Annotated in this window: 12 protein-coding genes, 2 tRNA genes and 1 other annotated feature; of the genes, 7 read left to right on the top strand and 7 right to left on the bottom strand. The window is 51.2% G+C overall.

The window, feature by feature from the left end; genetic code table 11:
* Positions 1–44: 44 nt before the first annotated feature.
* The 3 genes from asnA to KNP79_RS10855 form a co-directional block, all read right to left on the bottom strand.
* Positions 45–1028, bottom strand: a complete 984-nt coding sequence (asnA, locus tag KNP79_RS10865; protein ID WP_371743432.1) for an aspartate--ammonia ligase — start codon at positions 1026–1028, stop codon at positions 45–47.
* 66 nt (positions 1029–1094) lie between these two features.
* Positions 1095–1336 (bottom strand) — a binding site (T-box leader).
* A 104-nt stretch (positions 1337–1440) separates the two neighbouring features.
* A complete protein-coding gene (locus KNP79_RS10860) occupies positions 1441–2346 on the bottom strand; it encodes a carbohydrate ABC transporter permease (RefSeq protein ID WP_084592978.1) in 906 nt (301 codons plus the stop codon).
* A complete protein-coding gene (locus KNP79_RS10855) occupies positions 2343–3248 on the bottom strand; it encodes a carbohydrate ABC transporter permease (RefSeq protein WP_034781156.1) in 906 nt (301 codons plus the stop codon). Before KNP79_RS10855 ends, KNP79_RS10860 begins: the two co-directional genes overlap by 4 nt.
* A 242-nt stretch (positions 3249–3490) precedes the next feature.
* Between KNP79_RS10855 and KNP79_RS10850 the strand changes: the two genes are divergently transcribed.
* From KNP79_RS10850 to KNP79_RS10840, 3 genes are all read left to right on the top strand, one after another.
* Entirely contained in the window at positions 3491–5176 is a 1686-nt protein-coding gene (locus KNP79_RS10850) for a formate--tetrahydrofolate ligase (protein ID WP_215192358.1), read from the top strand.
* A 19-nt stretch (positions 5177–5195) separates the two neighbouring features.
* Positions 5196–6125, top strand: coding sequence for an alpha/beta fold hydrolase (locus KNP79_RS10845; protein ID WP_034781161.1), 930 nt, complete (start codon positions 5196–5198; stop codon positions 6123–6125).
* A gap of 266 nt (positions 6126–6391) precedes the next feature.
* Positions 6392–9235 carry an SH3 domain-containing protein gene (locus KNP79_RS10840; protein ID WP_215192356.1) on the top strand — a complete coding sequence of 948 codons (2844 nt, stop codon included), beginning with the start codon at positions 6392–6394 and terminating at the stop codon, positions 9233–9235.
* A 42-nt stretch (positions 9236–9277) separates the two neighbouring features.
* Here the strand turns inward: KNP79_RS10840 and KNP79_RS10835 are convergent, their stop codons facing one another.
* From KNP79_RS10835 to KNP79_RS10825, 3 genes are read right to left on the bottom strand one after another with little or no spacing between them, the layout of a single operon-like run.
* Positions 9278–9691, bottom strand: a complete 414-nt coding sequence (locus KNP79_RS10835; protein WP_034781164.1) for a hypothetical protein — start codon at positions 9689–9691, stop codon at positions 9278–9280.
* On the bottom strand, positions 9688–10242 hold the full coding sequence (locus KNP79_RS10830; RefSeq protein WP_215192354.1) for a hypothetical protein: 555 nt from the start codon (positions 10240–10242) through the stop codon (positions 9688–9690). Before KNP79_RS10830 ends, KNP79_RS10835 begins: the two co-directional genes overlap by 4 nt.
* Positions 10243–10244: 2 nt before the next feature.
* Entirely contained in the window at positions 10245–10604 is a 360-nt protein-coding gene (locus KNP79_RS10825) for a hypothetical protein (protein ID WP_034781168.1), read from the bottom strand.
* Between the two features lie 128 nt (positions 10605–10732).
* Here KNP79_RS10825 and KNP79_RS10820 point away from each other — a divergent pair.
* The 4 genes from KNP79_RS10820 (at position 10733) to KNP79_RS10805 (ending at position 12479) form a co-directional block, all read left to right on the top strand.
* Positions 10733–10806 (top strand) — tRNA-Gly (locus KNP79_RS10820).
* A gap of 16 nt (positions 10807–10822) precedes the next feature.
* A tRNA-Gly gene (locus tag KNP79_RS10815) sits at positions 10823–10896 on the top strand.
* Positions 10897–11076: 180 nt separating this feature from the next.
* Positions 11077–11877 carry an MBL fold metallo-hydrolase gene (locus KNP79_RS10810; RefSeq protein WP_034781170.1) on the top strand — a complete coding sequence of 267 codons (801 nt, stop codon included), beginning with the start codon at positions 11077–11079 and terminating at the stop codon, positions 11875–11877.
* A gap of 395 nt (positions 11878–12272) precedes the next feature.
* The gene (locus KNP79_RS10805; protein WP_016508383.1) at positions 12273–12479 is read left to right on the top strand and encodes a DUF3006 domain-containing protein; all 207 of its coding nucleotides are present in this window, start codon (positions 12273–12275) and stop codon (positions 12477–12479) included.
* Positions 12480–12524: 45 nt separating this feature from the next.
* Here KNP79_RS10805 and KNP79_RS10800 read toward each other — a convergent pair whose 3' ends face one another.
* Positions 12525–13076 (bottom strand): TlpA family protein disulfide reductase, encoded by a 552-nt coding sequence (locus tag KNP79_RS10800; RefSeq protein ID WP_138859961.1) that lies wholly within the window; start codon positions 13074–13076, stop codon positions 12525–12527.
* Positions 13077–13095: the final 19 nt, after the last annotated feature.

The following is a 13095-nucleotide window of genomic DNA, read 5'->3' as shown; positions in this document are numbered from 1 at the left end:
TCTTATTGAAAAAGAAAGTCCTGGTTTTAGTTTCTTCTATATAATTACAACAGGCTGATTCCGGCTTCTTCACACGCGGTGATCATCTCACTCGGCCAAACCGAAGATTGGACTTCGCCGATATGGCGGGCACGAAGCAAGTACATGGCGACACGGGATTGCCCGATGCCCCCTCCGATGGTAAGCGGGAGGCGTCCTTCGAGGACGGCTTGGTGGAACGGGTACTTCCGTTTCTCTTCAGCTCCGGCTGTCACCAACTGCTCAGCGAGTACCGTCTCGTCGACACGGATCCCCATCGACGACAATTCGAACGCCGATTCGAGTTCCGGGTGCCAGACGAGGATGTCGCCGTTGAGTGACCAGTCATCGTAGTCGGCCGCACGACCGTCATGCTTATCGCCTGAGGCGAGTGCACCACCGATTTGCGAGAGGAAGACCGCACCGTACGCTTTACAAATCGCGTGCTCACGTTCTTTTGGCGTGAGCGTCGGGTAAAGGTCTTCGAGCTCTTGGCTCGTCAAGAAATGAATCGACTCTGGCAAAATCGCCTCAATCCCGTACATCGATTCGACCGTCTGCTCCGTCTCGCGGAGTGCCGCGTAAATCGATTCGACCGTCGCCTTCAAGTACTCCGTCGTCCGGTGTTCCCGGGCGATGACGCGTTCCCAATCCCATTGGTCGACGTGAAGCGAGTGCGTCGCGTCGAGCTCTTCATCACGACGGATGGCGCGCATTTGGGTGTACAAGCCTTCCCCGACCTCGAATCCGTAACGGTCGAGCGCTTCTCGTTTCCATTTCGCGAGCGACTGAACGATTTCAAGTTCGTGTCCCGGATACTGCGTGTCGAACTGAATGATGCGTTCGACGCCGTTCAAGTGGTCGTTGACCCCGCTCGCCGATGTGACGAACAGTGGTGCTTGAACTTGTGTCAATCCGAGCGCCGTGCTGAATTTGTCTTCGAATGTCGCCTTCACTACTGTAATCGCCTGTTGTTTCGCTTTCATCTTGCTTGTTGCTGTCGTTGTCATGTTTTCTTCCTCCAATTGTGGGATTTTGGGACGGAGCAATAGAAAAAAGCCCTCCAATCCCATGGACTATGGGACGGAAGGCTTCAAGCTCCGCGGTGCCACCCAAATTAGTAGACGAATCTACTCACTTTTTCGAGACGAACATCTCGTAGTTCCGATAACGGGGAACATTCCGGCTACGTCTACTTGCAAAGCGTTCGGGTAGCGACTCCAGGAGGTTCTTCGACAGAGATTTCAGTCCGGGCTCTCACCTTCCCCGGCTCGCTTTGCTTACGTCTTCTGTGTACTCGTCCTTTCAATGTCGTTCACAATTGAATTGACCCAATTATTATAAATATTCCGACGAATGTCAACAGCTTTTTTCAAAAAAATTCTCCCCCGTGTAGCGGACGGGGGAGACCCTTGGGAAGGGTTATTTGATCGAGCCGCTCGTGATCCCTTTGATAATATGCTTTTGCATACCGAAGAAAAAGACGAGGAGCGGAACGATCCCAAGGACTAAACCTGCGAGTGCCAAATCCCATTGTTTTGTATATTGTCCGAAGAAATAGAACGTCGCGAGCGGAATCGTCCGCAGTTCGATGTCTCGGAGGACAAGTGAAGGTAACAGAAAGTCGTTCCAAATCCAAAGGCTGTTCAAGATGACGATTGTCACCGTGATCGGTTTTAAAAGCGGGAACACGATGCGCCAAAAGACGCCCCACGTCGAGCAACCGTCAATGATGGCTGCTTCTTCGATTTCTTCCGGAATCGACTTCATAAACCCGTGATATAAGAACACGGAGATGCCTGACCCAAACCCGAGATACATGACCATCAGTCCCCAATGGCTGTTTAACAACCCGAGTACGCTCGATACTTTCACGAGCGGAATCATGATTGACTGGAACGGGATGACCATCGCCGCGACGAACAAGAAGAAGATGACCGTCGAAATCCAATGTTTCGTCCGGACGAGCTTCCAAGCCGCCATCGATGTGAACAACACGATCAGTAGGTTCGCGCCGGCCGTGATGAGGAGCGAGTTCAAGAAGACGCGTCCGTAGTTCATCGCCTCCCATGCCTCTGAATAGTTCGAGGCGAGCCAAACGTTCGGCAAGGCAGACGTATTCGTGTAAATCTCGGCGATCGATTTGAACGAGTTGACGATGACGTAATAGAACGGGACGAGGTACAAGAGCCCGAGTAAAATCGCCACCAACTCGACGAGACCGAGCCCCGCCGTATATCCGCCCGTCCGCAACGGCTTTTGCGGCAACAATTGTCGTGGTGCCTGATCGATATTCGCTTCGATGCGTTCAATTTTTTCCGTCGTCATGCCTCCACCTCCCGCTTTTTCGTCAAGTACACTTGCGTGACGGTAATCGCCGCGACGACGAGGAAGAAGATGACTGCTTTCGCCGAGCCGAGTCCGTAGTTATTATTCACAAACGATTCGGTATAGATGTTCAAAGCGAGCATCTCCGTCGATTTGAACGGCCCGCCGTTCGTCAGTGATAAGTTCGTATCGAATACTTTGAACGACCATGAGATGGTCAAGAACAGACAAATCGTGATCGACGGCATGATCATCGGGAGGGTGATATGACGAAGCATCTTCAACCGGTTTGCCCCATCGATTTTAGCCGCTTCGAGTAAATCTGTCGGCACATTTTGGAGCGCCGCGATGTAAATGACCATGACATAGCCCCCACCTTGCCAAATGGCGACGATGACGATGCCCCAGAACGCCGTCTGAGCGTCACCTAGCCACGGCAGTTCGAACAGACTCCACCCGGTCAGTGCCCCGATTGATTCAAAGCCCTTCACATAGATAAACTGCCAAATGAACCCGAGAATGAGCCCGCCAATCAAGTTTGGCATGAAAAAGACGGTGCGCAGAATATTGCGCGTCTTAATGTTCATCGTCAATAGTAAAGCCAATAGGAAGCCGACGATATTCGTCAGCACCACGGCCACGAGCGTATATTTCGTTGTGATCCAGAACGAAGCGCGGAACTGTTCATCTTCAAATAAAATCCGATGGTAGTTGTCCAGTCCGACCATATTCAATTGCCCCGTCACACCGTTCCAATCTGTGAAACTGTAATAAATCCCGTTGAAAAATGGAATAAGCACGATTGCCACAAATGCCAAAAAGGCCGGACCAACGAATGCGATAAAACTCGCCGGCTTCTTCCAATTTCGTCTCCGTTTGATTCGTTTCGGTGTTTCTGTCATGTTCATCGCCTCCACTATCAACTTACCTTCCTGGACCAAAAATGAAAACGGATACATTTGACGGAAAGGGTGGAATATATTGCACTCAATGGGTGAATTCTACGAAGCGATGGGTTATGATAAACTCAATGACAACACGAACGAGTCTTCCCCAACGAAAGATTAAACCTTGATTCCGGGTCGATTCACGAATGAAATGGACTAAATAGATTACAATGTTCGAAAGTGGAGGGATTTTATACATGACGACGATTAAACCGTTATCCGACCTAACAATTGCCCAACAAGCCGAGATGCTACCTGTCAAAGAGATTGCGGAAAAACTCGGTTTACAAGAAGATGACCTCGATCTATACGGGAAATATAAAGCCAAGTTATCATTCGATGTCATCGATCGGATGGCGACTCGAGAAGACGGGAAACTCATCCTCGTCACGGCGATCAATCCGACTCCAGCCGGTGAAGGAAAGTCGACCGTGACCGTCGGACTTGGACAGGCGTTGAATCAACTCGATAAACAAGCAATCGTTTGTCTACGTGAACCATCACTCGGTCCGACGATGGGCTTAAAAGGCGGTGCGGCCGGCGGCGGTTTCAGCCAAGTGTTGCCGATGGAAGACATCAACCTTCACTTCACAGGTGACATGCATGCGATCACCGCAGCTCATAACACGATCAGTGCCATGCTCGATAATCATCTTCATCAAGGGAACGACCTCGGGATCGACGTCCGTAAAATCGTCTGGAAACGTGTCCTCGACTTGAATGACCGTGCACTTCGTCACGTGACGATCGGACTCGGCGGCAGTGCCCACGGGGTACCACGTGAAGACGGATTTGACATCACCGTGGCGTCCGAAATCATGGCCATCCTCTGCCTCGCCGATTCGTTGACCGACCTTGAGACGCGCATCAAGCGCATCGTCGTCGCCTACGATCAAGACAACGAACCGATCACGGCCGAACAAATCGGGGCGGCTGGTGCCGCGACCCTGTTGTTGAAAGAAGCGTTCAAGCCGAACTTGGTGCAAACACTCGAACAGACGCCCGCGCTTGTTCATGGTGGTCCGTTCGCCAACATCGCTCACGGCTGCAACTCGTTGATTGCGACAAAAACTGCGCTCAAGCTCGGTGAATACGTCGTCACCGAAGCCGGATTCGGAGCCGACCTCGGTGCCGAGAAGTTCTGTCACATCAAGTCACGCATCGGTAAATTAAATCCGGACGCCGTCGTCCTCGTGGCGACAGTCCGTGCCTTGAAAATGCATGGTGGCGTCGCCAAAGACCAACTCCACGTCGAGAACGTCGGGGCCGTCGGGAACGGATTAAAACTTCTTGCCAAACATGTCGAGACGATGGGGAAACTTGGCTTGCCGACCGTCGTCGCCCTCAACCGATTCAATTCAGACACGACCGAAGAGTTGGCGGCCGTCCTCGACTGGTGTGAAGCGAACCACATTCGAGTGGCGCTCAGTGAAGTGTGGTCAAACGGAGGCCAAGGCGGACGTGCGCTCGCCGAGGCCGTCATCGAGACGATTAAGTCGAATGAGAGTGCGTTCACCCCGCTCTATGCTTTGACCGATTCGATCGAACAAAAAATCTTGACGATTGCCCGTGAAGTGTATGGGGCGGCCGACGTCACCTTCACCGCGACCGCAAAAAAACAAATGGCTCAAATCGAAGCGAACGGCTGGCAACACTTGCCGATTTGTATGGCGAAGACACCGTTCTCGCTGTCAGACGACCCGACGAAACTCGGCTACCAGCACGGGTTCACTGTGACCGTAAGAGAGTTGAAACCGTCGGTCGGCGCTGGCTTTCTCGTCGCCTTGACCGGAAACGTCTTGACGATGCCAGGTCTGCCGAAGCAACCGGCCGCCTTAAATATGGGAATCGACGAGACCGGTAAAGCGATCGGATTATTTTAAACGACACGGAGGGATACAGATGGACGTCACGGAACATACGTATGCGGACGGGTATCGGACGCATGTGCTACACATTCCCACCTCACAACCAATTGGAAATTGCTTCATCTTTCACGGTATGCTCGAGCATCACCGACGATATGTCGAATTCGCTGATTTTTTGTCAGAAATTGGTTTTAACGTATTCCTATGCGATCTCCGCGGTGCCGGTTCTTTGGCACGGGATCAGTCCACTTACGCCCACTTGTCTCCACATGAAGGATTTGATCAAATGGTTGATGACGCTATCTCACTCCTCGATCACTATCAAGACGAGTTGCCGACCGTTGTCCTCGGCCATAGTTTCGGGTCACTGCTCGCCCGTCGCCTCGGGCAACGGTTAGGTCATCGCCTGGCTGGCGTCATCGCCGTGTCTCCGCCTCCGCATTCGGGATGGATCGGGCGGGTCGGACTGTATGCAATCGATTTGGCCATCCGGTTCAAAGGGAGCCAATATGAATCTCGCTTTTTCGAACGCTTGCTGTTCGGACGATACAACTTAAAGTTCTTACCCGCCACGACCGAGAGCGATTGGATTTCAAGCGTTCCAGAAGAAGTATCCGCCTATGTAAACGACCCGGATTGCGGCGGGATTCCGACGCTCGGCTACTTGCATGAGGTCGCCCGCGCCTCACTCGATGTGACGTCCACTGCCCGGATTCACGAGCATCCGAAAACGTTACCCATCTTGTTCGTTGTCGGGGCTGACGATCCGGTCGTCCATGACGGTGAAGGACTCACGGGAATCGTTCATAAACACCAAGTTGCCGATATCGAGTTGACCGTTCTCACCTATGACAATGCCAGACATGAGATTTTGCGTGAACGACAACGACAAGACGTGTGGACCGATATCGGCGATTGGATGCATCAAACCGTACAAATCGAAAAAAGAACCTCCATTTCCTAGGAGGTTCTTTTTTCTTTCCATAATAATACATCACTTTTCTAATTCATTTACCTTTTTTGTAATTTACATTCTTCTTTCCAATTTTTAAGTACGCTATACTTAGACCGCACACTACATGAATACATACATGTTGATCTGTATTCACCGAAAGGGGTAACACATTGAAGCCAACAATCACACGATTGAGCACGGCCGTCCTCATCTCTAGCACAATGTTGAGTACGCTTGTTCCCGCTCATTCATATGCAGCAACATACGAAGGAACCGTGAATACATCTATTTTAAACGTACGTTCCGCCACTTCGACCACTTCGGACATTGTCGGGAAATTGACGCAAGGCGAGACCGTTCAAGTGTACACAACGAACGATAACTGGGCCCAAATCGAATTCGAGGGCGAAAAACGCTACGTGTCGGCGACGTATTTGACATTGAAATCAACCGTTGAAAAGACAGCGACGACAACGGCATCGGCCTACACAGCGGACGCGAACGTCAACTTGCGTTCGTCGACGTCGACTTCTGCCGTCATCCTCACGACGATCCCGAAAGACGCGACCGTGACCTATATCTCTTCGCACGGCGCGACCGGCTCGTGGATGAAAGTGACTTACGGGAAATATACAGGTTACGTTGCAGCCCGCTACTTCACACCGACGACGCCTGTCGAAACGCCTTACTATGCTGTCAAGACAGCCGTGCTGTATGACTCGACAGGTTCAGGGGCGACGAAAATTGGAACGATTCCGGCAGGTGCCAAAGTGACGCACCTCGCCTCACTCGGCGCGACCGGTTCGTGGTTTAAAATCGAGTACGGCTCGACCGTCGGATACGCCCCGGCCCGGAACTTCTCGACTTCGATCTTGACGCCGGAAGCGACGACCCCTTACTTCGCGGTCAAGAACGTCGCTCTCTATAACAGTTCCGCCTCGGGCGCGACGAAAATCGCGACGATCCCACTCGGTGCCCAAGTCGAACAACTCGCGATGCCAGGGCTGAGCTCATCTTGGTTCAAAATCCGCTACAATGGCGTGACCGGCTATGCGGCAGCACGTAATTTCTCAAAGACAAAACCAGAAACCGTCGTGCGGACGCCTTACTATGCCGCTCGTGACCTCGTCTTGTATAAATCATCAGCTTCAGGGGCGGAACGTCTACGGACAATCCGGGCCGGTAGCAAAGTGACACAAGTGTCAGAGGCCGGACTCGCAAGTTCGTGGTTCAAGATTGAATATGATGGCGTGACCGGCTATGCCGCGGCTCGAAACTTCTCGACGACTCCGCCAGAAGTGATTGTGATCAAACCTTATTACGCGATTCGCAACGTGGCGATGTATAATTCATCGGCTTCGGGTGCGACGAAAGTTGACACGATTCCATTCGGCGCGAAAATCGAGCAGATTTCGCAGAGTGGATTGTCGAGCTCATGGTTTAAAGTACGTTACGACGGGAAAACGGGCTATGCAGCTTCACGCCATTTCTCAGTCGACAAACCGGAGGTGATCGTCGTGACCGATTATTATACGACGCAACGAGTCGTCCTCTATGACCGGTCTGTTTCACCGAAAACAAAAATTGCCGTCATTCCGACGGGAACGAAAGTTCAGCAAATTTCTGAGGCTGGCTTGACGAGTTCGATGTACAAAATCAAGTACGGCTCGCTCACGGGCTATGCGACCGCCGCCTATTTCGCCGACAAACCACCGGCTCCAGAAGAACAGTTAGAAGCTGAACGGGAAGTCGAGGTCGTCGTCGCCAACAATGGCACGTTGAACGTCCGGACGAAACCGGTAGACGGGAACGTTATCGGTACGCTCGCTAACGGAACGGTCGTCAAAGTGAAACCAATCGTCGGCAGCGACTGGGGTGTCATCTCGTACCTCGTCAACGGTTCGCTCGTAAAAGGGTACATCTCCCTCACGTATACGAAACCGTACACGCCGCCTGTTGCCGGCAGTAAAGAGATGGTGATCACAGAGACTGCTTATCCGTATACGCTCGCGACGATGGTCACGAAGCAGCGCAACGTGTTCGCCCAGTCGGACGCATATCGCGCCGCGAACGCGTATGTACCGAAATCATACATCACTCGTGCGACAACGACTGCCACGACCGGGACGATCGCCTCGACAGAGCTATTTACAACTTCATTCCAGTACTTGAAAGCAACCGCCTCATCATCGGCTGCCAGCTTGACTAGCCTCTCGAGCAATACGAAGCTCGAATATCTCGGCACGCAAAAGGTCGGCTCGACGACTTGGTATAAAGTAAAATCGGGTCTATTGACGGGATATGTCAGCGCCGCCAACGTTGCCGGAAACGTCAAGGTGTTGAAAGATGCCTCATTGACGGCGCACTCGTTCGGGGTGATCAACCCGGGTGAGACGGTGACCATCACCGGTGAAATCGGTCAGTATTACACAATCAGCTACTATCGCCCGAGTGGATACAATATTCGCGTCTATGACCGGAATTGGCGTCTTGCGACGGATGAAGAAATCACACGTCAAGTTTCACCGACTTCGTTCGCCACGACGTCACGTGAATATTTCCAATTCCTCGACTTGTCGAAGAGTGCAGATTTGACAGCGACCGTGTTGAACAAATCGCTCGTCGGCAAAGGAATTTTAGCAGGCCGTGGCCAAGCGTTCATCGATGCCTCACGTACGCACAACGTCAACGAGATTTATCTGTTGTCGCATGCGTTATTAGAGACGGGACACGGAACGTCCGCACTCGCCAACGGGACAGTCGTCTCGAGCGTCGACGGCAAGGCCGTCACGCCGAAGACCGTCTACAATATGTACGGCATCGGTGCAATTGACGGGAACGCCCATGTCAAAGGTGCTGAGCGCGCTTATAAAGAAGGTTGGTTCACACCGGAAGCCGCTATCATCGGCGGGGCCAAGTTCATCGGCGACTCGTATATCAACAACCCGAGCCGGAAACAGAACACGCTCTATAAGATGCGGTTCAATCCGAGCAATCCAGGTACGTATCAATATGCCACCGATATTTCGTGGGCAACAAAACAAACGGCCAATATTTACAACATGTATCAACAGCTCGACGCTTACACGCTTTACTTCGAAGTTCCGAAATTCCAGTAAGACACAAAGAGACACGCAGCCGACGTTGGCGCGTGTCTCTTGTTATGTCCACTCGATCGAGTCGATAATCGATTCAATCTCTAACTTCTCATTCGTCACTTCATCGGCGACATACGTCAAAAACAAAAGTCGCTTCCCGTCTGTCAACGACCATACGTCGAGATGCATGCCGTCTTCAATTCCGCTCGCGTAGGCCGTCGTCATACCGCCGGCCTCCGACGTAACGCTTGGGGCGACTTTGACGTCGATTGGGAACTCACCTAAAAACGTGTTCAACTCTTGAAGCGCGGCGTCACTCGGGGCTTGCGCTTCCTCCGCTTCATAGATGGACATTTGAAGCGTCCCTTGCGCATCTGCCTCGACAGAGTAAAAACTGACATGGTCTTCTTCTTCGTTGTATTCAAAGTGTTCTGGGTAGTCTAGACGGATCCAACCGTCAATTTCGTATTCCTTCATGCTGTTTGCTCCTTCGTTTTCTTAAATGCCAGCCCGGTCACCACTTTCGCTTGAAGCGCATATTTGAGACGTTCCGTTACGTAAAGGCGTTGGCTGTTTCGATCTTGGGCAATCATATGCCCGAATAAATTTAGTCTCACGGTTTGCCGTGACAAAAAATAGAGCCGGTCCGGATCTAACGGTCGATATTCGCCCGAATCTTCAAGATGTTCAATCTCGAAACGGCGTAGCACGTTGAGTGCGCAGTATTGATCCGTCTTTCCGGTGCTCGTGTGCAACTCGACTCGAACGAGTTGAATATCATATGGGCATAAATTCATAAAAATCGGGCCGATTCGTTCATGGATGAGCAGGACGCCCATATCCGTCTCAATCAAATCGGGAAGTGCCTGCATGTCTTGAGAGATACTCAAGACGACGTAAGGGCGTTCAGTCGGTGCGAGCAATTCCCCTTTAAAAAAGCGGAATCGTTGGATGCCGGTCAATACACGGGCCCGCCAGGCACTCCCACGAGCTTCCGCTTCAATCCGATATAGCCTTTCTCGACTCACGACTACTCCCCCTTCAATTGTTTGAGCGACGCGACGAATCGTTCCCACTCCTGGTCGTCACAGACGACCTTACTTTCAATTCCCCATTCTTCATCGATAGTCAAACGTACTTCGTTCGTTTCGAGATGACGCGTGAGCTGTAACGTCCCGATTTGGACGAATAACGGTTCAATGATGAACTGATCGGTCGCCGGACTGACCCATTTCAAGCGCTCTGTCCGGAGAATCACATGCCAATTCGCCTCACGGCTGATCGAGAATGTCCATTGGCGCAGCTTCGTCTCATGATTAATTTGTTTGCCTTCTTTCATCATCCGAAAGCCCTCGCTCATCATCTGTAAATAGGATTTACGCTCACTCATGCCCCATCCACTCCTCTCTCCTATTATCTTAGCAAGACGACCTAGCCGCAACAACCAATGTTTTTTCAAAAAAGGGTTTGCAAAGCTAAAATCCTGTGCTATTATATTACCGTAACGTTAAGCGTTTCGCGGGTGTAGTTTAATGGTAAAACCTCAGCCTTCCAAGCTGATGACGAGAGTTCGATTCTCTTCACCCGCTCCATTTTAAAATTTCATATGCGGGTGTAGTTTAATGGTAAAACCTCAGCCTTCCAAGCTGATGACGAGAGTTCGATTCTCTTCACCCGCTCCAATTACCGACATATACGCGAGAATTTGCTCGCACACATAACCGCACGGTGTACCGTGCATGAAGCAGGACGTCATTTGACGTTCTGCTTTTTTTGTTTTTCACGATAATAGCAGTCATACCGGCGACGCTTAAATGATGACGATTCGGGAAAAGGATGGAAGACAAGAAGGAGGGATTCCCGTGATTCAAGTACGTCTTCAACCGTTCACTGTTTACGAAAGTGCACTCATGCGAACGACTTCGACGTTGATTGAGACGAATGAGAGCTTAATCGTCATCGACCCGAACTGGCTGCCTGAAGAGATTGCCACCATCCGCCGAGACGTCGAACTGCGTCGACAAGGCAAAAAGCTGTATGTCATCTATACGCACCAGCATTACGACCATATCATCGGTGCCTATGCGTTTCCCGATGCGACCGTCATCGCATCTCAGGCTTTCGTCGAGACAGATGCGCGCTCGCAGTTAGACGAGATCCAGTCGTTTTATGAGCAGTATTATATCGATCGTCCCATCGTCAAACCGGCCGTCGACATCATGATCTCCGAGGACGGGACGCTCGCACTCGGCTCTACCCCCATCACGTTTTTATTGACACCCGGACACGAGTCGACTCATATGTCTTTAATCGTCGAACCGTTGCGACTCCTGATTTGTGGCGACTACGGGTCTAATATCGAGCCTCCGTTCATCGAGCATGATGCCGAGGCGTATTTGAACTCCTTGCAAAAACTCCAAGCCGCCATTTATGAGTATGAGATTCGTTGGCTCGTCCCGGGCCACGGCGATTTATGCGACGATCGCAGCAAGATGATGGAGCGGCTGAGCGCCGCCGAAGAATATATCCTCGCCTTGCCAGAAGAACGCGTCTGGTCTCCCCATTGGCCCGAGCACGCCTTTTTCCAACGCGTCCATGAACGGAACCGTAAGCACGTTGAACAAAAAGCGAAAGATCGCGAGTCACGGCAGCAAGATTATTGACACAAAAAAATCGCAACGTCTCCCCAAGACGTTGCGATCCCCCCTATTATGTAGACCTATTTCTTTGTGATGCGCTCTGAACGGACCGTGAACATACGGTCAATCCCATAAATGGTCACGCCGGTTAAGGCGAGCAATCCAATCATAGCTGATGAAAACATTGACCATACCCCCATTGTTCACAAATTCGTCAAAATCACCCCGTGCCTTCATTATAGAAGAAAACAAACAAAAAAGAAAGCGTTTTCTTCTAACTTTCTTCACAATTTCGTCACCTCTTTGAGTTCTCATTTGCTTGTCCAGCCTTGCGCAAATATGTGTAGCTTTTGTGGAATGTGGGAATACACTCTATAAGAATAAAGAGACAGAAAGCTGTTCGTTGAGGAGGAAGAGGCATGATTAAGTACGGCACATTGGTGCGGGTCGAAGGGAAGTATGCCGTGTTACGTTGGAACAACGGCTCGAGTTTCATCCCAAGACGATTCTTGCCATCAGAAGCACGTGTTGGCGATACAATCATTCGAGACAATCATCACTATTACCTCGAGGAAGACATGACACCGAATTTTGATGCGCTCATCAAACAACATTATAAAAAGTAGACAAAGACAGACCGGTTCACTCCCAGTCTGTCTTTGTCCGTTCATTTACTTTGTTTTGTCTCGCAACCAATCGAAATCGACCGGTCCGACTTGTTTGGCGGTGATTACACCGTCTGATCCGATGACATAGGTCGTCGGCATGGCCACAATGCGATACGTTTTTACAGCCTCGCCGTCTTCGTCTAATAGGACCGGGAAACTGAGCGGCACTTCTTCTAAAAATGCATCGACATCTCGTCGGCCGCGACGTTCATTATTCGTGATGTTCACGCCTAGCACAGGGACGCCCGTCTCATCGCTAAATTTAATCAGTTCAGGTAGTTCTTCACGGCACGGAGGACACCACGTCGCCCAGAAGTTCACTACAACCGGCTGTCCATTGTAATCGGCGAGCGATAGGCGTTCCCCTTCGACCGTCTCCAGTTCAAGGGCCGGCGCGCGTTGACCGACCTCGAGACCGCCAAGTACGCTATCGTCCGTGGCGATGCTGACCGCCGGTTCCTTCGCCTGACTATTAAACTCGTCATATCCTTTATAGCCTAAACCGGCCACGAGGCCAGCCATGATCAATCCAATCGCTAGTTTATGAAATCGCATGATTTACCCCTTGTCCTGT

Source organism: Exiguobacterium sp. s7 (genome assembly GCF_018618195.1).
Classification (GTDB): Bacteria; Bacillota; Bacilli; order Exiguobacteriales; family Exiguobacteriaceae; genus Exiguobacterium; species Exiguobacterium mexicanum_A.
The sequence above is the reverse complement of the archived record's forward strand: the minus strand, read 5'-3'. Positions and strand labels throughout refer to the sequence as shown.

What these genes read in the sequence shown, in the direction of transcription:
- KNP79_RS10860 (WP_084592978.1), bottom strand. Translation starts at nt 2,346, where the DNA reads ATGACGACGGAAAAAATTGAACGCATCGAAGCGAATATCGATCAGGCA.
- KNP79_RS10825 (WP_034781168.1), bottom strand. Translation starts at nt 10,604, where the DNA reads ATGAGTGAGCGTAAATCCTATTTACAGATGATGAGCGAGGGCTTTCGG.
- KNP79_RS10835 (WP_034781164.1), bottom strand. Translation starts at nt 9,691, where the DNA reads ATGAAGGAATACGAAATTGACGGTTGGATCCGTCTAGACTACCCAGAA.
- KNP79_RS10850 (WP_215192358.1), top strand. Translation starts at nt 3,491, where the DNA reads ATGACGACGATTAAACCGTTATCCGACCTAACAATTGCCCAACAAGCC.
- KNP79_RS10800 (WP_138859961.1), bottom strand. Translation starts at nt 13,076, where the DNA reads ATGCGATTTCATAAACTAGCGATTGGATTGATCATGGCTGGCCTCGTG.
- KNP79_RS10805 (WP_016508383.1), top strand. Translation starts at nt 12,273, where the DNA reads ATGATTAAGTACGGCACATTGGTGCGGGTCGAAGGGAAGTATGCCGTG.
- asnA (WP_371743432.1), bottom strand. Translation starts at nt 1,028, where the DNA reads ATGACAACGACAGCAACAAGCAAGATGAAAGCGAAACAACAGGCGATT.
- KNP79_RS10845 (WP_034781161.1), top strand. Translation starts at nt 5,196, where the DNA reads ATGGACGTCACGGAACATACGTATGCGGACGGGTATCGGACGCATGTG.
- KNP79_RS10855 (WP_034781156.1), bottom strand. Translation starts at nt 3,248, where the DNA reads ATGACAGAAACACCGAAACGAATCAAACGGAGACGAAATTGGAAGAAG.